This is a genomic window from Mycobacterium sp. pV006, assembly GCF_041287115.1.
GTDB lineage: Bacteria > Actinomycetota > Actinomycetes > Mycobacteriales > Mycobacteriaceae > Mycobacterium.
Genome location: NZ_JBGGKT010000014.1, coordinates 1 through 19,804, shown reverse-complemented (window position 1 = coordinate 19,804; position 19,804 = coordinate 1). Strand labels below are relative to the sequence as shown.

Below are 19,804 nucleotides of genomic sequence, written 5' to 3'. Positions count from 1 at the left end.
CCGGGGTGGTGGGGGTCAAAACGTGTCAGAGCCGCCCGACGCGCCGCAGCCCCTCGACGGTGTCGGCGATGGTCTCGGCCGGGTCGCGCTGGGTGACACCCAGGTCGCGTCGACTGGGTGAGTCGTCCGATGCCGGCATCTGGGTGTAGTACTGCATCGCAGCCGAGTCGATGGGGGTGTCGAACGGCAGGTAGCCGCCCACGACATCCATCAGCCGGCCGGCGCTACGCAGCGCGGAGTCAGGCACGGGGATCGGCCACAGCGTGTGCCCCGCGGCCGCGCCGATGATCTTGGCGAGTTCGTCCACCGTGACCCGTTGCCCGCCGGCCATGTATCGGCGCGGTCCGCGGCCCGGTTCGAGCAGCGCGACGTGCAAGTCGGCCAGGTCGCGGACGTCGATGACGATCCACGCGGCGCTGCGACCCGGGACCCCACGCATCTTCACCGACGCCTCGACGCCCTCGGCGGCCTCCCCGAACTGCTCGCCGGCCGGCGGGCCGAGGACCATGCCCGGATAGGTGATCGTCACGGGGGCACCGGCGTCCTGCAAGCCGCGGGCGTAGGCCTCGACGGCGGCCTTGGATCGTCCGTACCCGTCGCTGCCGCCGACGACGGGAAGGTCCGCATGCAGGGTGTCGAGGTCGGGCCGGAACAGCGCGGTGAAGCTGGAGACGTGCACGATCGGGTCCAGTCCCGCGGCCACGGCGCCGCCGAGCACGTTGCGGGCGCCCTCGAGGTTGGTGTACAGCATCTCGTCGGCACGATTCGGATCCGTGGACACCATGGCGGCGCAGTGGATGACGCCGTCACAACCCTCGAGCGCGGTCTTCGTCGACGACGCGTCGGCGATGTCGCCGATCACATGGTCGCTGATGTCGACCCCGAGATCTCCGGCGCTGGCCTCCAGCCGTCCGGCGTTGCGTACCAGGAACCGGACCTGGTGTCCGGCGTCCTGTGCCGCCTTGGCGGTCCACGCGCCGACGAATCCGGTTCCCCCGGTGATCAGTACCTTCATCTGCCTCTCCGGTCTGTGACGACGCGGTCCGCCGCCGCGCCGGTCGCCGCATACCCGGTTTTCGGCGCATCGTCACCCTGCCGGGTGGGAGCGCGTTCCCGGGCATATTTTGACGGGCGTCAACTTTTTCCGGGGATCGTGCTCGCGCGGGGGCAGCGTTGCTATACGTTGGCCGCGTGTCTTCCTCGTTACGTCCCCCTCTCATCCAACGTGTCGACGACCTGAGCGCCGAGTGGCTCACCGCGGTGATCGGTCAGGGCACGGTCTCCGACTACACCGTCAACCGCATCGGCACCGGTCAGATGAGCGAGTGCTATCGCGTGGCGCTGCGGTACGCCGACCAGGAGAGCGGACCCGCCTCGGTGGTCCTCAAGATCGCCGCGGCCGACGGTGCCAGCCGCCAGACCGGTGCGTCGATGGGACTCTACGAACGCGAGGTGCGCTTCTACACCGACATCGCCCCGGGTCTCGACGGTCCGGTGGCGCACTGCTACCACGCGGCCTACGACGCCGAGAGCGCCGCATTCGACCTGGTGCTCTCCGACGCCGCCCCGGCGGTGACCGGCGACGAGATCCGCGGCGCCAGCCCGGAGCAGGCGCGGCTGGCGCTGACCCAACTCGGGCTCATCCACGGTCGTCTGCTGGGTAACGACTCGTTGGAAGGTGCCGACTGGATCAACCGCGAGGCACCGGTCAACCAGGACCTGATCACCGCCCTCTACGCAGGCTTCATCGACCGCTACCAGGACCGGGTCGCACCGGAACACCGCATGGTCTGCGAGCGCTACATCGAGGTGTTCGACGCCTACATGGCCGCCCAGGACGACCCGGACGCGCCCCGCGGTTTGATCCACGGAGACTTCCGTCTGGACAACATGCTGTTCGGCACCGAGGGCTCCGACCAGCCGCTGACGGTGCTGGACTGGCAGACGGTCACCTGGGGACCCGCCTTCAGCGACGTCGCGTACTTCCTCGGATGCGCACTGCGCATCGAAGACCGCCGCGAGCAGTTCGACTCACTGCTGGCGGCCTACCACGAGGCGCTCGGCCCGGATTCGGGGGTGAGCCTCGACGACGTCCGCGAGGGTGTCCGTCGGCAGACCTTCTTCGGTGTCCTGATGTCGATCGTGTCGTCGATGTTGGTCGAGCGCACCGAACGCGGCGACGAGATGTTCATGGCGATGTTGCAACGGCACTGTCAGCAGGTGCTCGACCTCGACGCGTTGGCCATCCTCCCCGAACCGTCGACCCCCGAGCCGCTGCAACCCACCCCGGAGGACGAAGGGCGCCACGAACCGACCGACGAACCGTTGTGGAGCGAGAGCTGGTACTTCGACTTCGTCGACGCCGGCCAGGACCTCGGGGGCTGGATCCGTCTGGGCCTGATCCCCAACCAGGGGCACGCATGGATCAACGCGCTGCTGTGCGGACCGGACATGCCGACCGTCGCCCTGCTGGAGTTCGAGGCGCCGCTGCCCGCCGACCACACGCGCACCCGCGGGGACGCGATCGACATGACCTTCGAGGTCACCGAGCCGCTGCAGACGTTCCGGGTCACCGTCACCGGGCGCGGTCAGGCGTTCGACGACCCCGCCGAGTTGCTACGTGGCGGAACGGGGCGACCCGTCGAGGCCACCATGGACCTGACCTGGCGCACGGTCGGCACCCCGTACCAGTACCGGGTCTCTCCGCGCTACGAAATCCCCTGTGTGGTGTCCGGTTTCGTCACCGTGGACGGCAAACGGTTCGACCTCGACGAGGTCGTGGGCCAACGGGACCACTCGTGGGCGTCACGCGACTGGTGGTCGATGGACTGGGTGTGGAGCGCCCTGCATCTCGACGACGGCACGCACGAGCACGCGGTTCAGATCCAGATCCCCGGCATCCCGGCGCTGTCGGTCGGCTATCTGCAGAAGAGCGGCGAACCGCTCGTCGAGCTGCAGACGGTGACCCCGGCGTCCACGTTCGACGCAGAGCTGCCGGTTCAGCTCCAACTAGCCTGTGCACCAGGAGATTTCGATGCCACATTCGAGGTGCGTGGACACGCTCCGGTGTTGCTGACATCCCCCGACGGACGCTTGAGTCGCTTCCCGAGGGCCTGGGGCACTGTCACGACGGCCGACGGACGCTCCGGTGTCGGCTGGGTGGAGTGGAATCGCAGCCAGGGCGACTAACGTTTCGGTCTGCGCGGCTTGGCTGCGGGGGGCTCCGACGGTGGCGGGGCGCCCCGCCCGGCCAGCCGCCCCAACGTCGACACCCCGGGCATCGACGCCGCGACCTTGAACACCTCGTTGCCTGTCGCGACCAGCGACTCCAACTGCGGTAGGAGCGCGTCCATGGTGCGGATCATCGGGTCGGCGAGTGCAAAATAGCGCTCAGCGCGGTCGATCGCCGCGTTGAGGCGTTCGGTGGCGACGGCCAGGTTCTCGATCAGATCGGGAAGTTCAGCGGCCAGTTGCACCGATGCCGGGGGAATCCGCATCGCGGCGTTCGCGGCCGCCTGCGCAGAGTCGACCGCGGCCTGTGCGGCGGCCTTGATGTCTTTCGGGTTCGGGATCTTCTGATTGGCCATATCCGCACGATGCCTCACCGGCGGGCGGCGGGGGCTGATTACGCCGAAGTCCGTGACTCAGCGGCCCCGCCAGTGTGGCGCGCGCTTGTCCCGCCACGCCTGAATCCCCTCGGCGACATCCTCGGTCGCGCCGACCACTTTGCGCATCGTCTCCCCGAACCGGACCGACTCGATCCAGCCCATGTCGGCGGTCCGCCACGCCACCTCCTTGGTCGCGCGTTGCGCCAGGGGAGCGCCCGCGGTGAGAGTGCGGGCCCACTCCCGTGCCGCCGGCAACAGGTCCTCCGGCTCGACCAGGCGCCACACCAACCCCACTTCCTTCGCGCGTTCGGCGCTCATGGGCTGCCCGGTGAGCAGCAGCTCCATCGCATTGGCCCAGCCGATTCGCGGAGGCAGGCGGATGGCGCCGACGATGGTGGGCGTGCCGAGTTTGACCTCCGGGTAGGAGAACGTCGCCTCGGTGCTGGCGATCACGAAGTCGCAGAACAGCACTCCGGTCAATCCGTAGCCGATGCAGGGCCCCTGCACCGCGGCGATGGTGGGCTTGAACAGCTCCATCCCGCTCTCGAAACTGTTGATGGTCGGCTTCTCCCAGAACGTACCGCCGAACGTGCCGACGACACCCTCACCGTCGCGCAGGTCGCCACCGGCACAGAACACGCTGCCGTTCGCGGTCAGAATCCCGACCCACGCGTCCTCGTCGTCGCGAAAGCGCTCCCACGCCGCGTTGAGCTCCTGCCGCACCGCGCCGTTGATGGCGTTGCGTGCCTCCGGTCGGTTCAGGGTGATCGTCGCGATGTGATCGGTGCAGTCGTAGGTGACCAGGCTCATGACCGCACTGTAGTGACCGGTCGGCGCGCATAATGACGCGCGAGGGCAGCGGACCCGGGACAGGGGGCCACATGACAGCGACCGTCGTCGCCATTTACCTCGTCATCACGTTCGGGCTGGGTGGCGTCGCGCTCGCATTACGCTTGCCTCCGCTGGTCGGGTTCCTGGCCGCCGGTTTCGTCCTCAACGCGATCAACGTCGAGGAGATGCCGCAACTCGACGTGCTGGCCGACCTGGGTGTCACGCTGCTACTTTTCGCGATCGGTCTGAAGCTCGACGTCCGGATCCTGCTGCGCCGCGAGGTATGGCTGACCACCTCGGCCCACCTGATGCTCAGTGTCGTCCTCGGTGGATGCGCGCTGTGGCTGGCTGCGGTGGCCGGACTGTCCATGTTGATCGGCCAGAGCGTGCAGACGATCGCCCTGCTGGCCTTCGCGCTGTCGTTCTCCAGCACCGTGTTCGTGGTCAAGCTGCTCGAGGAACGCGGCGAATCGCATGCACTCTACGGTCGCCTCGCCATCGGCATCCTGGTGATGCAGGACATCGTCGCGGTGGTGTTCCTCACCGCCACCAGCGGTCATCTGCCCAGCCCGTGGGCGTTCGCACTCATCGGGGTGTGGCCGCTGACGAAGGTCGTCAGGATGATCTGGAACCGGTTGGGCCACGGCGAGATGCAGTCGTTGTTCGGCATCGTGATGGCGTTGGTCCCCGGCTATGCGCTGTTCTCCGCGGTGGGTCTCAAGGGCGATCTCGGTGCGCTGATCATCGGAGTGCTCCTGGCCTCCCACCCGGCGTCGGCCGAGCTCGCCCGCTCGCTGTTCCACATCAAGGAGTTGTTGCTGGTCGGGTTCTTCGTGTCGATCGGGCTGACGGGGCTGCCCGACGTGCCCACCGTCACGGTCGCTCTGGTCATGCTGTTGCTGTTGCCGTTCAAGGCGATCTGGTACGTCGTGCTGCTGTCGCTGATGCGGCTGCGCCACCGCACCGCGATCCTCACGGGCCTGAGCCTGATGAACTACTCCGAGTTCGGGTTGATCGTGGTCTCGGTGGGTGTGTCGGTCGGGCTGCTGGCCGAGGCGTGGCTGGTGGAGATGTCGATCGCGGTGGCGTTGAGTTTCGTGGCCGCAGCGCTGGTCAACGGCCGCAGCCACCTGATGGTGGAGAAGATCGCAGCGCGGTTGCCCGCGCAGAACGAGAACCGGTTGCAGCCCGAGGAACGGCCTGTCGACGCCGGGGACGCCGAGGTCGTGGTGATCGGGATGGGACGTGTCGGGTCCGCCGCGTACCAGCGGTTGACCGAGTTCTACGGATTACGGGTCGTCGGCGTCGACTACGACGGACTGCTGATCCGGCGTCATGCCGACAAGGGACTGCGGGTAGTGGAGGGAGACGCCACCGATCTGGACTTCTGGAACCGACTGCGGCGTTCGGATTCGGTGCGGATGGCGGTGCTGGCCATGCCGCACCACGGAGCCAATGTCCGCGCGCTGGATTGTCTGCGCGAGTCCGGTTTCAGCGGAACGGTCGCCGCGGTCGCCCGTTACGACGACGAGGTGCAGTGGGCCCGGGACAACGGGGTCGACATCGCGTTCAACGTCTATGCGGGTGCAGGTCTGGAACTCGCCGATCAGGTCGGCAGGGTCGAAGCGCACCGGACCGAGGTGTCGGAGGACTCAGTGCCCGGCTTCGAGGTCGAGGGCAGTTCCGTCGACGACGAGGGCCGCGGACGACGCGCGTAGCGCTGTCCAATCGCCCCGCCACCCCAGCGCGTGCAACGCCAGGTCCGCTGTCCGCTGTGGTTGGTCGGCGTCGCCGAGTCCGTCGGCTCGCAGGTTCGGCAGCGTTTCGACGAGACGGAACACCACGTCGGGGTCGGCCGCGACGTCGAGGGTGTCAGCCGGTGCGGATCCCAGATCGGCAACGACGCGCTGGGCCAACTCGCGGTACACCTCACGCAGTTCGCCTCGCTGCCGGTGGAATTCGTCGAACCGGGGCGTCCGCACCTCCGGCAGCAGGTAGAGGATGCCGAGGTTCCAGGGGCTGTCCCAGAGCAGTCGGCAGTCCACCAGTGCCAGCGCGTGCAGCAGCACAGTGGGCGATTCGGGACGCTCCCGTAGCCGCTGCGCCGCCGCCAACGAGGAGAGCACCGTACCGCTGAGCAGTGCGGCGAGAATGTCGTCCTTGGTGCGGAAGTGGTGATACAGCGAGGCCTGACGTATTCCGACGGCTTCGGCGATCTGGCGCGTCGACGTCGCCGCCACCCCGAGCGTGGTGAACAGTTCGGCCGCGGCGTCGAGGACCTCGTCGCGAGCGGTGGCGCCCGGACGTTTGCGGCGCTCGAGCCGAGGGCGACCGGTGGTCGGGGTGCGCACGTGCCGATCCTGCCACGCAGACTTCGGCACGTGCGCCACCACGACGGGACTCCGATTCGTCAGGGCCGGACCGGGACGAGGTCGGCTTCCGGCGCATCGGCGGCCGGCGCCGGCGTCTGCACCCGGGTGGTGCGCAGAGCGACCAGCACATAGGCCAGCAGCGAGGCCGCTCCGGCGGCGAAGGTGCTCCAGCCGTCGACGGCGCTGGAGACGACGTCGTTGGCCACATACAGCAGCGTGTTGTCGACGCCGTAGATCGTCGGTGTCAGCACGAAGAAGGTCAGCCGCACCCCGATACCGACCACGATCGCCGCGACGGCGGCCGCGGTTCCGCCTCGCGACCAGTACAGCCCGAGGACGAAGGGCGCCACCAGGCTGGCCAGCAGCAGGTCGAACGACAAGGTCAGCAGGATGCCGGTCTGCGGAACGCGCAACGCCACCACCGCCGCCGCGGCCGCGATGGGCAGGGTGGCCCAGCGCGTGGCGGTCAGGATCCGGCGGGTCATCACCGGGGCGCCCTCGTCGACACGGAACACGTTGCGCACCAACACCGATGCCGTCGACAGCAGGATCCCGCTGACGGTGGTCAGGGTGGCGGCCAAAAGACCGGAGATGACGAGGATCGCCAGCCAGGTCGGTGCGTACTCGCCGAGCAGCGTGTAGAGGATCGGACCGTCACCGGCGGCGTCGCCGACGATGCCGACGGCCGCCAACGCGACGAACGACAACGGCAGGCACAGCAGCAGGACACCCCCGGCGGCGGCGAAGCACGCCCGCTGCGCGGCACCGGGACTCGACGCCGAGAACACCCGCTGCATCAGGTCGATGGCCACCAGGTTGCCCAACCCGAGCGCGATGATCGTCGCCCAGTTGATCACCGCACCGGAGTCGGCCGCGGTCAGCTGCTCGAGGTTGCCGATACCCATGCCCTCCGGGGCGCTGAACCCGTGGGTCGTCGCCACCCAGGCGACCAGCGCGGCCACGGCGATCACGTTGACCACGACCTGTGCCACTCCGGTGTAGACGCTGGCGAACATGCCCCCGGTGATCGTGTAGAGCAGGGCCAGCGGCATCGTCAACAGCACCCCGACGGTGTAGGACACCCCGAGGAAGCGTTCGAGCAGGAACCCGATCGCGACGAGGTTGCCGGCCAGCAGGATCACGAAGCTGCCGACGGTCAGCCAGGACGAGACCACCTCGATACCCGGTCCGAACCTGTTGCGGAAGAACTCGGGCAGGGTGACTGCGTGCGTGGCGCGCAGACGTTTGGCGAAGAACAGCCCCATCAGCAGCAGACACAACGCAATTCCGATGGGTAGTGCCGCACCCGCCCAGAACCCGAACGCCGCCGACAGGTCGGCGTTGCCGATGGTGGCGTTGGAGTCGACGGGCTGGGCGATCAGCACCGCGGCGACCAGCACCGCGGGCAGGGTCCGTCCGGCGACGAGGTAGTTGGCGGAGTCACCGCGGACACGGCGCATCGATATCAGGCCGCTCACGGTGAGGATGACGAGGAAGACGGCAACGCCGGTCAGGATCATGGCGGAACTCCAGAGGACGAAGGAAACAGGGGGAGTGCCGGCGTCGTTGCCGGAGGGTCGGTGAGATCAGCTGTTGCCGACCAGCTTCCGGCCGAAGGTGGACAGGGGTTGGGCGCCGTCGGGCAGGCTCACCTCCCCTCGCGCGACGCGTTGTTTGAGGTAACGGAAGCTCTGGGCGGTCTGGGCGAACAGGTGCTCACCGGCGACCACGGGGGGTCTGGTCGGACTGCCGTTGGCGACGAACGCGGGCAACGGCGCAACCTCGGTGTCGTGGTCGACGTTGACGAACAGTGGGAACGAGAACCGCTCGGCGGTGACCTTGCGGACGCGGTGAGTGGTCGCGACGAACTCGCCGTTGGTCCAGATCTCCAGCAGGTCACCGATGTTCAGCACGAACGCGTCATCGATGAGTGGTACGTCGACCCAGTCGCCCGCGGCGTTGAGGACCTCGAGACCCGGCGCGGTCGGCCGCAGGAGGGTGAAGCACTCGTAGTCGGTGTGTGCTCCGATCCCGGGCCGGTCCACAGCGTCCGGGTCGTAGGGGTAGTGGATCAGGCGCAGCTGCGACGGCGGCGTCGTGACGTGGCGATCGAACCGGTCCTCGGGTTCACCCAGGGCGACTGCGAACGCTCGCAGGAGGCGACGCGACAGCGCGAATACCGCGTCGTACCAATCCATCACAGCCTTGCGGAACCCCGGCAGATCAGGCCACTGGTTCGGTCCGAGCAACGGGTGACCGGCCAGATAGCGGGGATCATCGGCAGGCAGGTCGATGGACACGTCGAACGCCTCCTTGGCGTCGGCGGTGCCGCCGGAGAACACCTCCTCGCCGGGCGGTACGTACCCGCGGTGGTTGGTGGACCGGCCGATGTAGACACGCTGCTTGTCCTCGTCGGGGAGAGCGAAGAACGCACGCGTGTGGTCGAGCAGTGTGTCGAACAGCGCGGGATCAATTCCGTGCCCGACGATCTGGGCGAAGCCGACGTTGCGGGCGGCGTCGCCGAGCGCAGAGACGGCGTCGTCGTACCCCCGGTCGGAATCGTCGAGCAGCGCACTGATGTCCAGGACGGGCACATCGGTGAAATCTCGGGAGTGGGTCATCGGAGTTCCTATCGGGCCAACAACTGCGCGGAGTGGTCATGGGTAACGAGCCAGTGCCTTCGCACCGCGTGGCCGTCCGGTGTGCGGTCGCCGAGGGTCACGTCACCGCCGGCACGCTCGGGTGCGAGGTCGTCGCCGACCCGGAACGGCAGCGTCGAGCGCGTGATCCGCCAGATGGTGGCTTCGACTGTGCCCAGGGAGACCTCGACGTCGAGCAGCGCCCTGGCGTGGTCGAGATCGGCGTGCGTGACTATGTCTGCAAGAGGGCCGCCGTCGAAAGGCGTTGACGGACAGCGACTGCGGGCATACGCGAACCGGTCACCGACCCGTAGCAGGATGGCGACGCGACCGGTGTCGTCGCCCAGCGTGACTTCCCAGTGCTCGTCCGAGGTTGAGGCGGTGCTCTCGATCCAATCCTCGTGATACTCACGGCCGATTCCGGTTTCGACGACGACGGCGCCGGCGCGGTGCAGGCGGCCGCGGTCTGGCAGTGGCTCGCGGGGATGCAGGTCGACGGTGCGTATCCAGGTGAACTCGTCGCCGTCGACGCGAAGCCGTCCGGCGAACGCCTCGTTCCGGCACAGCGCCAGCAGGTCACTGCGAGTGAGTGTGGACAGGGACGTCGCCGTGACGGCCGGCAGGTCTGCGGGTGTACGCAGGTCGACGTACAGTTCGTCGCCCTGCAGCCATTCGACGTCGGTGGCGGTGTCGACGGCGCGGCCCGGTATCGCCAGCGCGCTGCGCCGCCAGCACCGCCGCGTCACCTCGGGGCGGCCGACACCCACGCCTGGTGAGGTCCGGCGCAGGAAGCCGGGCCAGCCGCCGTGGTGGGAGATGTCGGTGCCGGCGGTCCATGCGTCCAGCGCACAGCCGAAGCCGACGACCTCGGTGCCGTCGGCCAGGGTGACCCGGCCCAGCGACATCGGCGCCGGCAGCGCGGCCAGGAAGTCGCCGAGCATCGCGGTACCGATCAGCCACATTTCACCGCGGATGGACATCCCAACCTCGGTACCGACGCGCGCCAGTCCAGGCTTCGGCGGATCGGTGTCCAGGTGGACCATCCGGTACAGCGCAGCGGTCTGCGCGTCACCCAACCAGCGGGCGCCGCGTTGTTCGAGCTGCCACGCCAACGGCTGGCCCCGCAGGTGTGCACCGACGACGAGCAGACGGGTGGCGGCGAGACCGGCGCGCACGGGCCATGGTTCGGTGGCCAGGCCGTCTCCGACGGCGTCGGTCAACGTGCGGGCCACGTCGAGCGCCACCGCATCCGCGCCGGCGCGGGCGACGACGCTGACGCCGAATTGCGCACCGTCGGAGGCAGTTCCGCACGGCACCGCGACGGCGCACAGGTCCATCAGGTTGCAGAAGTTGGTGTAGGTGCCCAGCCGCGAGTTCACCCCGATCGGGTCGGCCGCCACCTCGACGATGCGCGGATGCTCGGTCGTCGTGGGAATCAGCAGCGCGTCGCAGTCGCCGAGTTCGGCCATCGCCGCGTCGGTGAGCTCGGCGAGCCGGGTGCGGTCGGCCAGCAGTTGCGTTGCGGGCACGGCGCCGGCCGCGGAGATGATCGCGGTCACGGTCGGATCCAAGGTGTCGTCGGCGCCGCGGTGCGCATCGATGAACTCGCCCACCGCGTCGTGGCGCTCGGCCACCAGCCCGCCGTCGTAGAGAAGTCGGGCAGCGGCCAGGAACGGGCCCAGGTCGATCTCGACCAGCTCAGCTCCACTGTCCCGCAGTCGATCACAGACGGCCCGGAACGTCGGTACCCAGTCCGGGTTGAGAGCGGGCAGGTCACGCGGTACCGCGACGCGCGGTGTTTCCGGTGCGGCCAGCGATGCGTCGACGGGGAAGGGGCGCGCCCCGCCGGCCATGACGCCCATCGCCAGGTCGGCGGTGGCGACGTCGCGGGAGAACACCGTCACGCAGTCGTAGGACCGGCATGCAGGTACCACTCCGTCGGTCGGGACCACGCCGACGGTGGGTTTGATGCCGACGATGCCCTGCAGGGCGGCCGGGACCCGGCCGGAGCCGGCGGTGTCGGTGCCCAGGGCGAGGTCGACCAGCTCCAGCGCCACCGCGACTGCGGAGCCCGAGCTCGAGCCGCCGGAGATGTGGTCGGGTCGGCGCGCGTCCCGCACCCCACCGTACGGGCTGCGGGTGCCGACCAGCCCGGTGGCGAACTGGTCGAGGTTGGTGGCGCCGATGACCACGGCGCCGGCGGCACGTAGTCGCGCGACCACGGTCGCGTCCTCGGTTGCGGGAGTCGTCGCGTAGGTCGGGCACCCCGCGGTGGTCGGGATGCCGGCCACGTCGATGTTGTTTTTCACCGCGGCCAGAAGCCCGGCCAGCGGCAGCTCTGCTCCCGAGGCGACGGCGGCGTCGACCGCCTCGGCCTCGGAGACCACCTCGGCCAACGGCCGCAGCGCGATCCAGATCTCGGGGCGATCGACCTCCTCGATGCGCGCGTACGCCGCGCGCACCCGGTCGACGGCGCTCATGAACGGTCTCCGACGATCACCAGCGGCGTGCCGGGGTCGACCTGGTGGCCGGCCGACACGAGGATCTGGGTCACCACACCGTCGGACGGTGCCCGCAGCACGGTTTCCATCTTCATCGCCTCCAACGCCAACAGGGGCTGCCCGGCCACGACCTGATCACCCACCGCGACGTCGACCTTCCACACGCTCGACGCGAACGGCGCATCGACCCGCTGGTCGCCCTCGTCGAGAACCAGATCGTCGGTGCTCGCCACCGCATTCGATGCGGCCCGCTCAGCGCGGTCGAACTCCCCGGCGGCAGCCCACGCGGCGCGTTCCTCGGCGAACGCGGCGCTCTGCTGCGCACGGAAGGCAGCGATGTCGTCAGCGTTCTCGGCCAGGAACCGTTCGTGCTCGGCCAGCGAGAAGGTGCCGTCAGTGATGTCGAGCGACCCGCGGCCCGCCGCGATGTCGGCGCGCATTTCGAGCAGTTCCTCGGCGGACACCGGATACCACGAGATGCGGTCGAAAAACCTCAGCAGCCAGGGGCTTCCGGGTTCGAACGGCGGCGTGTGCCGGTAACGACTCCACACCTGGGTCGTCCGCCCGACGAACTGATAGCCGCCGGGGCCTTCCATCCCGTAGATGCACAGGTACGCACCACCGATACCGACGGAATTCTCCGCCGTCCAGGTGCGCGCGGGGTTGTACTTCGTGGTGACCAGCCGATGCCGCGGATCCAGCGGCGTGGCCACCGGAGCGCCGAGGTAGACGTCGCCGAGGCCCAGTGTCAGGTACTGCGCGCCGAAGACCGTGTCCTGCACATCCTGCTCGGTCGCCAATCCGTTGATACGCCGGATGAATTCGATGTTCGATGGACACCACGGGGCGTCGTCGCGCACCCCGGAGGTGTAGCGGGCGATCGCCTCCCGGGTGGCCGGGTCGTCCCAGCTCAGCGGAAGCCGCACCAGCCGGCTCGGCACCACCAGCTCCGAGGACGCGGGCAGCTCGTCCTCGATGTCGGACAGCAGACCCAGCAGCCGGGGGATCGGCAACACGTCCGGGTCGACGTGCACCTGCAGCGAGCGGATGCCCGGCGTGAGATCGAGAATGCCCGGCGCCGCACCGTCGAGGCGGGTGTGCAACGCATGCACCCGGGCGCGCAGCGCGAGATCCAAGACGATGTCGCCGTATTCGACGAGCACGTTGTCGTCGCCGCTGCGCCGGTAGGTCACATTCGGGGCGCCGTCCATGCCCGCTCGGCGGGCGAGCACACCATCGTCGCCGTCGCCGGATCGCGGCACGTGTACGGCGGCCGCACCGCGGCTGCGCCCGAGGTCACGGCGGGACGGGGCATCGGCGCTGCGCACCGGAACGAACCGCACGGTGTCGCCTGGGCGCAACTGACCCAGCTTCCAGCGTTGCGCGGCGATCACGGTGACCGGACAGACGAACCCACCCAGGCTCGGGCCGTCGGGACCGAGCAGGATCGGGGTGTCGCCGGTGAAGTCCAACGCGCCCACGCTGTAGGCGTTGTCGTGGATGTTGGACGGATGCAGACCGGCTTCCCCGCCGTCGGGGCGCGCCCACTCGGGGCGGGGCCCTTCCAGCCGTACCCCGGTGCGTGCGGAGTTGAAGTGCACCCGGTAGCGCGCCTCGAACAGCGTGTCCATGTCGTCGCGGGTGAAGAACTCCGGTGCGCCGTGCGGGCCCTCGGTGACCGCCAGTTCCCACTCGCTGGTCAGTGCCGGCCGGATCTCGGGCGGTACGGGCCCGGAACCGGCGCGGGTCGTGGCGTCGGACACATTGGTGCGCAGCACATCTCCGGTGACCAGCGCGCGGCCTCCGTGGCCGCCGAAGCGGCCCAGCGTGAACGTCGAGGCGCTGCCGAGGTAGCGCGGCACATCCAGACCGTCGGCGAACAGGATGTAGGTCCGCAGCCCCGCCGCGGCGTCACCGACGTCGAGGACCGCGCCGGCAGGCACCTCCACGGGCTCCCACATCGGCACCGGGACGCCGTCGACGGTGACCAGGCACTCGGCGCCGGTGATGCACACGGTGGTCGGGTGCGTCACGCGCAGCGCCGGGCCGGAAGCGGTGCACTCCAGGCCCGTGGCGTCTTCGGCGTTGCCGAGCGCGCGGTTGCCGAGCCGGAACGACAGGTCGTCCATCGGACCGCTGGGCGGCACCCCGACCTGCCACAACCCGACCCGCCCGGGCACGTCCTGCACCGTGGTCATCAGGCCTGGGCGCTCCACGGTGATCCGCGGGCGCGGGTCGGTGATGCCGGCCAAGGTGGCGGTGCTGTGCCGCGCCGCCCGCACATCGTCGTGTTCGGTTGCGGCGCAGAGTAGTCCGGTGTTGACCTCGATGCCGTGGATCTCGGTCTGCGCCAACGCGTCGCGCAGCCGGTTCCATGCGTCGTCACGGTCGGTGCCGACGGTGACGACCTTGGCCAGCAGCGGGTCGTACGACGCGGTGACCTCCGTGCCGTCGGCCACCCAGGTGTCGACGCGCACGTCGGTGGGGAATCGAACCGAAGTGAGCGTGCCGGTGCTGGGCCGATAGTCGCGGGACGGATCCTCGGCGTAGACGCGGGCTTCGACCGCATGCCCGGAGGTGGGCACGACGCCATCGGGATGGGCGTCGAGCATGGAGGTGTCACCTGTGGCCAGACGCAGCATCCAGCAGGCCAGGTCGACGCCGGTGACGGCTTCGGTGACGGGGTGCTCGACCTGCAGGCGGGCATTGACTTCGAGGAACGACGCCTCGCCGCGCACCGGGTCGTAGACGAACTCGACGGTGCCGGCCGACCGGTAGCCGACGGTGGCGGCCAGTGCGCGCGACGAGGAGTGCAGTTGTTCGCGGACGTCGTCGGGAAGTGCTGGGGCAGGGGCTTCTTCGAGCACCTTCTGGTGGCGGCGTTGCAGCGAGCAGTCGCGATCGCCGAGGCTGACCACGCGTCCGGTGCCGTCACCGAAGATCTGCACCTCGACGTGGCGAGCGTTATCGACGTAGCGCTCGAGGAAGACGCCGGCCGAACCGAAGCTGCGTTCGGCCTGTGCGACCACGCGCTGGTAAGCCGTCCGCAGATCGTCGGCGGTGCGGCAGACCTGCATGCCGATACCGCCACCGCCCCCGGTCGCCTTGAGCATGACGGGATAGCCGATGTGCTCGGCGCAGGCGACCGCCTCGTCGACGCTGTCGAGGAGTTCGGAGCCGGGGAAGATCGGCACACCCGCGGTGCGGGCGGCGGCGCGGGCGGTGTGTTTGGTGCCGAAGCAACGCAACTGCTCCGGGGTCGGTCCGGCGAACATGATGCCGGCGGCCTCGACCGCCATGGCGAATTCGGCGTCCTCCGAGAGGAATCCGTAGCCCGGGTGGATCACGGTCGCCCCGGCCTGGGCAGCCGCGGCCAGCAGCGCATCGATGCGCAGATAGCTGTCACGGGGTGCGGCCGGGCCGATGCGCACGGCGTCGTCGGCGAGGTGGACGTGCGGGGCGCCGCGGTCGGCGTCGGAGAACACCGCGACCGTGCGCAGACCGAGTTCGCGGGCGGCGCGGATCAGGCGGACGGCGATCTCGCCACGGTTGGCGACCAGCAGGGTGCTCATGCCGCCACCGCCGGCCGGGTCACGATCATGCGGACCGGTGTCGGGTCGAAAGCGTTGCACGGGTTGTTGATCTGCGGGCAGTTGGACACCAGGACCAGCGTGTCCACCTCTGCGCGCAGCGCCACCCGCTTGCCCGGCGCCGACAGCCCGTCGACGATGCCCAGCGCGCCATCGGGATCGACGGGCACGTTCATGAACCAGTTGATGTTGCTGGCCAGGTCCCGGGCGCCCAGGCCCCAGCGGGAGCCTTCGAGTAGGAAGTTCTCCATGCAGCCGTGCTGGGCGCGCGTGTGCTGGCCGTAGCGCAGCGTGTTCGACTCCTTGGAGCAGGCGCCGCCGAGGGTGTCGTGTGCGCCGACCTCGTCGGCGACGACGGTCATCAGGGCGTCGCCGGTGTCGGCGCGCAGCACCGATCCGGTGGTCAGCGTGATGCGGCCCTGGCGGCGAATGGTTTCGGGTGCGCTGTAGCGGACGCGGGTGTCGTCGGCGGCGTAGAGCAGGCAGTCGACGGCCTGGTTGCCGTCGAGGTCGACGATGGTCAGCACGTCACCCGCGGCGACGACCGTCGACCAGGCGGCACGGGCGGCCACGTGCTGATCGAGGATGGTTGCTCCGGTGGCCAGGGGCTCGGCGATGGTGGTGCTCACAGTTGTCCTCTCGCGGCGAGGTCGGCGTCGGTGTTGGCGATGGCTTGACGGTGCTCGGGTCCCAGCGGGCCGACGAGATCACCCAGCCGGTCCAGATCGGCCGCCGCGGACCAGGCGTGCATCAGCAGCGGAGAACACGTGAACGTCGGTCGCGGGTCAAGCGGATGAGCCGTGTTGGCCAGCAGGACAATTGCGTCGACGTGCAGCAGCAGGTCCACGCTCGTGGCCGGGCCGGCGCTGCCGAGCCAATCGAAGGTGCCGTCGCCTTTGACGCGCACACCCTTGAAGAACGAGATCGATGGCGGTAGGTCGCGGGCGTCGAGGCCATGCTTCAACGCCGCCAGTGTGAACAACTCGCGGCCGGCGGGGGAGCCGGATTCCGGCGCGGCCGCCCCGTACCGTTCGAGATTGCCTGTGCGGGTGCTGGTTCCGGTCAGCGCGTCGTGGTGTCCGGAGGTGTCGGAGACGATGGTGGCCAGCACGCGACCGAAGCCGCTGAGCAGCGGGTGACCGGCGCCCAGGTAGGCCTGCCACGGCACCTTGACGGTGTCGGCGACGTTGAGGCGTTCCTGCGGAGCGTCGGCCCGATGCAGCAACAGATGCGCGCATGCGTCGCCGGTGATGTCGGCGAGGCGGATGCGAGTCCCACGCGCCAGGGTTGCGGTGGTATATCCGCCCGGCGCAATGGTTTCCGACCAGACAAGGTTTTCGGCGGGTACCTCCTCGGGCGCTGTCGGTGAGGTCGACGCCGGGACGTGGCGCATGAACTCCGTCGTGCGCCCGTGTTGGGCGCGGGCGTGTTCTCGTGCGCCGGCGGTGGTGGCGGTGGCGGACATGGTGGCGGTGCTGGTCACTGACTCTCCCGGGGTGGGCGTTTCTGTCGAGTGACAGTTTTCGGCTTTTCACCGCGGTGATGGTTGCAGCGACGTAACCGATCGCGGCGCGACGGTTAACAATGGATCGCGAATGTTTCTGTCAGGTGACAGGTATCGCGGCGAGCGTGGCTACCATGGGCGCTCGAGGGCGAGCGAGGGGGCAATGATTCGCGCAGGTAGGGCAACTTCGATGGTGATCGCCGTTGTGGCCCTCGGGCTGTCGCTGGTCGCGTGTGCTGAAACCGAACCCGATCGAGTGTCCGCCGTGGCGACGACGTCGACGGCGGCGGCAACTCCGTCGTCGTCCTCACCACCGCCTGAGTCGCCGACGTCGAGTGCATCCGTTCCTACCCACGTGCCGGTGTCGGAGCCGCTGGCCAAGCTCGCCGGCTTGTCGATCAAAGGGCGGGCACCCAAGACCGGTTACGACCGCCGCCTGTTCGGGCAAGCGTGGAGCGACGACGTCGCGGTCCCCGGAGGACGTAACGGCTGCGACACCCGCAACGACATCCTGCGGCGAGATCTGGTCGACGTAGAACTCAAGCCCGGCTCGAACGGATGTGCCGTGCTCGCCGGCACGCTGCACGACCCGTACTCCGGGAAGACCGTGAAGTTCCGCCGCGGACCCGATACCTCACCCGAAGTACAGATCGACCACACGTTATCCGCAACTCACACGCACAGATTCGATGTTTTCCCTGTTCTGGGCGTCGATGCCATGCCGCTGACTGTCAGCGTCCAATGAAGCAGAAACGTCTGGTGGGGGCAGCGGTCGCTGCGGCGCTCGCGGTTCTCGTCGCGTACCAGACGGTGTCGACATCGGTCGAACAGACGGCGGCGTACGTGGCCGAGGCGGATGTGCCCACCGTCGCGCCGGGCGTCGATGTTCTCGCTGGGGTGGCACAGGTCCCTGTCCGGATGCGCAGCGGCGACTACCGGCGGGACGCATTCGGGGAGTCGTGGACCGATGACAACAGCGCACCCGGTGGTCGCAATGGTTGCGACACCCGTAACGACATTCTCGATCGCGACCTGATCGACAAGACGTACGTGGCGATCAGTCGCTGCCCGACTGCGGTCGCGACTGGTGTGTTGCGTGATCCGTACACGAGTAAGACGATTCCGTTTGTGCGTGGAGCTCAGACCGGCGCGGCAGTCCAGATCGAGCACATTGTTCCGTTGGCGTACGCCTGGGACCAGGGCGCTCGTAACTGGACCGATGAGATGCGGGTCCGGTTCGCCAACGACCCGGCCAATCTCGTGGCAGTCGACGGGCCGACGAACCAGGACAAGGGTGATGCCGAGCCGGCCCTGTGGATGCCGCCGAACGCGGCGTTTCACTGTCAGTATGCGATGCAGTTCATCGAGGTGCTGCGTGGGTACGGTCTCGCAGTGGACGAGCCATCGGTACCGGTGTTGCGGGAAGCGGCGAGCACTTGTCCGGCTGATCGGTAACTACACTCGCCCTCGCTAATGGGGACTGGTGGATCGCCGCAATGAACTAATGACTCTTTGTGCCAATTGCGTACTACTGTCACACCCAACTTCGCGCAGGAGAGCGTCGAAGCTTCTTCATCTGAAAGGTCGAGAGATTGAAGCTGAGTCGGGTGTCTGTCAGGAAGTTTCGCAGCATCGATCGGGCCGCAGACTTCTCTGTCGGTGATTTTACAGTCTTGATCGGCCCGAACAATCAGGGCAAGTCCAATTTGTTGCGTGCTGCGGTCCTTGCTATGAACATCATCGAGACATGGTCAAGGATTCCCGAGCTGCTGATCACAGACAAGGCCGTGCCTACACGATATTTCCAAACGGCAAGGTCTACTCAACGCGCACGGGCCGCACGCGGCCCGGAACGTGGCAGCGGGCTGGACTACGACTGGGAACGCGACTATCCGCTGTTTGCCCGCGGTCGGCGCGGCGCTTCGCAAAGCACTGTCATTCTTCTCGAGTTCGAACTCGATGAGAAGGAACAGGCGGAGTTTAAGACGGCGACGGGAATCTCCACCAATCAGCGCCTTCCGATTCAAGTAACTCTTAGCAGGACTAAAACTTCCCTGACGATCCTGAAGCAAGGCAAAGGAAGCCACGACAAGAGAGCTAGAGAGATCGCATCGTTCGTCGCTGATCGGGTTACCATCTTGCACATTCCGGCGGTTCGCACAGGCGAAACCGCAAAGGCAATCGCAGAGGAAATCCTTGCTGCTCGCCGCCGATCAGTGTTGCGAAGTGTGGAGTATGAAGACCTGATCGCGCGGATTAGAGAGCTAGACCAAGCCGCAGTGGCGGAAGTCGAGGATGTACTAATGGCGACCCTAACCCGTTTCAGAGCGTGTCGCTACAGGTCCGTGATCTAACCCGATCCGCCATCCTCGAAGATATTCAGATCGACGACGGGGTGAGTACCTCGATCGGCACTAAAGGAGATGGAATACAGAGCCTGGCTGCTCTGGCGCTAACGTTGGAATGGACTCGCTCAAGGAGTCGGCCCGAGGGAAAACTGATCGTTGCGGTCGAAGAACCCGAATCACACCTGCATCCAGGCGCAGTGCACGAAGTTCGCGCCGTACTGCAAGGGATTGCCGAAACTCAGCAAGTCATTGTCACTACTCACAGCCAGGCTCTTGTCAACCGGGCCAATATTAGGCAGAACGTTGTTGTAAGTAACCGTGGTGCGCAGCGAGGAGAAATTGTCAAGACCTGTGGATTGGGGTGTTTCAGGCGACCTCCGTTCCGGTGCGCTCGTCACCGTTTGAAGGCGG

At 68.0% G+C, this 19,804-nt stretch carries 16 protein-coding genes; 6 read left to right on the top strand and 10 right to left on the bottom strand.

Translation table 11 applies throughout. The features are described from left to right. Nucleotides 1-25 precede the first annotated feature (25 nt). Nucleotides 26-1,015, bottom strand: a complete 990-nt coding sequence (locus ACAG25_RS19550; protein WP_370490134.1) for an NAD-dependent epimerase/dehydratase family protein — start codon at nt 1,013-1,015, stop codon at nt 26-28. A gap of 176 nt (nt 1,016-1,191) precedes the next feature. On the opposite strand from ACAG25_RS19550, the gene ACAG25_RS19545 reads away from it, so the two are divergent. Continuing rightward, on the top strand, nt 1,192-3,189 hold the full coding sequence (locus ACAG25_RS19545) for a phosphotransferase (RefSeq protein ID WP_370490133.1): 1,998 nt from the start codon (nt 1,192-1,194) through the stop codon (nt 3,187-3,189). Here the strand turns inward: ACAG25_RS19545 and ACAG25_RS19540 are convergent. After that, a complete protein-coding gene (locus ACAG25_RS19540; RefSeq protein ID WP_370490132.1) occupies nt 3,186-3,587 on the bottom strand; it encodes a hypothetical protein in 402 nt (133 codons plus the stop codon). The two genes, ACAG25_RS19545 and ACAG25_RS19540, sit on opposite strands and share 4 nt — an antisense overlap. A gap of 57 nt (nt 3,588-3,644) precedes the next feature. Then, a complete protein-coding gene (locus ACAG25_RS19535) occupies nt 3,645-4,418 on the bottom strand; it encodes an enoyl-CoA hydratase/isomerase family protein (RefSeq protein ID WP_370490131.1) in 774 nt (257 codons plus the stop codon). A 71-nt stretch (nt 4,419-4,489) separates the two neighbouring features. Here ACAG25_RS19535 and ACAG25_RS19530 point away from each other — a divergent pair, with 71 nt between their 5' ends. After that, nucleotides 4,490-6,157 (top strand): cation:proton antiporter, encoded by a 1,668-nt coding sequence (locus tag ACAG25_RS19530; RefSeq protein ID WP_370490130.1) that lies wholly within the window; start codon nt 4,490-4,492, stop codon nt 6,155-6,157. Here the strand turns inward: ACAG25_RS19530 and ACAG25_RS19525 are convergent. From ACAG25_RS19525 to ACAG25_RS19495, 7 genes are all read right to left on the bottom strand, one after another. Beyond that, nucleotides 6,092-6,820, bottom strand: coding sequence for a TetR/AcrR family transcriptional regulator (locus tag ACAG25_RS19525; RefSeq protein WP_370490129.1), 729 nt, complete (start codon nt 6,818-6,820; stop codon nt 6,092-6,094). The two genes, ACAG25_RS19530 and ACAG25_RS19525, sit on opposite strands and share 66 nt — an antisense overlap. Before the next feature lie 29 nt (nt 6,821-6,849). Continuing rightward, entirely contained in the window at nt 6,850-8,331 is a 1,482-nt protein-coding gene (locus ACAG25_RS19520) for a sodium:solute symporter (RefSeq protein ID WP_370490128.1), read from the bottom strand. Nucleotides 8,332-8,397: 66 nt separating this feature from the next. Beyond that, nucleotides 8,398-9,432: an isopenicillin N synthase family dioxygenase gene (locus ACAG25_RS19515; RefSeq protein ID WP_370490127.1), complete on the bottom strand. Its 1,035-nt coding sequence runs from the start codon at nt 9,430-9,432 to the stop codon at nt 8,398-8,400. An 8-nt stretch (nt 9,433-9,440) separates the two neighbouring features. Beyond that, entirely contained in the window at nt 9,441-11,930 is a 2,490-nt protein-coding gene (atzF, locus tag ACAG25_RS19510) for an allophanate hydrolase (protein WP_370490126.1), read from the bottom strand. After that, nucleotides 11,927-15,523, bottom strand: a complete 3,597-nt coding sequence (gene uca, locus ACAG25_RS19505; protein WP_370490125.1) for an urea carboxylase — start codon at nt 15,521-15,523, stop codon at nt 11,927-11,929. The genes atzF and uca overlap by 4 nt, the downstream gene beginning before the upstream one ends. Then, entirely contained in the window at nt 15,520-16,170 is a 651-nt protein-coding gene (locus ACAG25_RS19500) for an urea amidolyase associated protein UAAP2 (RefSeq protein ID WP_370490124.1), read from the bottom strand. Before ACAG25_RS19500 ends, uca begins: the two co-directional genes overlap by 4 nt. Beyond that, a complete protein-coding gene (locus tag ACAG25_RS19495; protein WP_370490226.1) occupies nt 16,167-17,006 on the bottom strand; it encodes an urea amidolyase associated protein UAAP1 in 840 nt (279 codons plus the stop codon). The genes ACAG25_RS19500 and ACAG25_RS19495 overlap by 4 nt, the downstream gene beginning before the upstream one ends. Nucleotides 17,007-17,235: 229 nt before the next feature. Here ACAG25_RS19495 and ACAG25_RS19490 point away from each other — a divergent pair, with 229 nt between their 5' ends. The 4 genes from ACAG25_RS19490 to ACAG25_RS19475 all read left to right on the top strand — a co-directional run. Then, a complete protein-coding gene (locus tag ACAG25_RS19490) occupies nt 17,236-17,790 on the top strand; it encodes a hypothetical protein (RefSeq protein ID WP_370490123.1) in 555 nt (184 codons plus the stop codon). Beyond that, a complete protein-coding gene (locus tag ACAG25_RS19485; RefSeq protein WP_370490122.1) occupies nt 17,787-18,500 on the top strand; it encodes an HNH endonuclease family protein in 714 nt (237 codons plus the stop codon). Before ACAG25_RS19490 ends, ACAG25_RS19485 begins: the two co-directional genes overlap by 4 nt. A 152-nt stretch (nt 18,501-18,652) precedes the next feature. Further along, nucleotides 18,653-19,399, top strand: coding sequence for a hypothetical protein (locus ACAG25_RS19480; RefSeq protein ID WP_370490121.1), 747 nt, complete (start codon nt 18,653-18,655; stop codon nt 19,397-19,399). Then, the coding region (locus ACAG25_RS19475) for an ATP-dependent endonuclease (RefSeq protein WP_370490120.1) at nt 19,375-19,804 on the top strand (430 nt) is incomplete at its 3' end. The genes ACAG25_RS19480 and ACAG25_RS19475, both read left to right, overlap by 25 nt.

Bases quoted from the DNA above. Each gene is read 5' to 3' on its own strand.
- ACAG25_RS19550 (WP_370490134.1), bottom strand. From the start codon at position 1,015: ATGAAGGTACTGATCACCGGGGGAACCGGATTCGTCGGCGCGTGGACC.
- ACAG25_RS19540 (WP_370490132.1), bottom strand. From the start codon at position 3,587: ATGGCCAATCAGAAGATCCCGAACCCGAAAGACATCAAGGCCGCCGCA.
- ACAG25_RS19535 (WP_370490131.1), bottom strand. From the start codon at position 4,418: ATGAGCCTGGTCACCTACGACTGCACCGATCACATCGCGACGATCACC.
- ACAG25_RS19530 (WP_370490130.1), top strand. From the start codon at position 4,490: ATGACAGCGACCGTCGTCGCCATTTACCTCGTCATCACGTTCGGGCTG.
- ACAG25_RS19520 (WP_370490128.1), bottom strand. From the start codon at position 8,331: ATGATCCTGACCGGCGTTGCCGTCTTCCTCGTCATCCTCACCGTGAGC.
- ACAG25_RS19515 (WP_370490127.1), bottom strand. From the start codon at position 9,432: ATGACCCACTCCCGAGATTTCACCGATGTGCCCGTCCTGGACATCAGT.
- atzF (WP_370490126.1), bottom strand. From the start codon at position 11,930: ATGAGCGCCGTCGACCGGGTGCGCGCGGCGTACGCGCGCATCGAGGAG.
- uca (WP_370490125.1), bottom strand. From the start codon at position 15,523: ATGAGCACCCTGCTGGTCGCCAACCGTGGCGAGATCGCCGTCCGCCTG.
- ACAG25_RS19495 (WP_370490226.1), bottom strand. From the start codon at position 17,006: ATGTCCGCCACCGCCACCACCGCCGGCGCACGAGAACACGCCCGCGCC.
- ACAG25_RS19490 (WP_370490123.1), top strand. From the start codon at position 17,236: ATGGTGATCGCCGTTGTGGCCCTCGGGCTGTCGCTGGTCGCGTGTGCT.
- ACAG25_RS19485 (WP_370490122.1), top strand. From the start codon at position 17,787: ATGAAGCAGAAACGTCTGGTGGGGGCAGCGGTCGCTGCGGCGCTCGCG.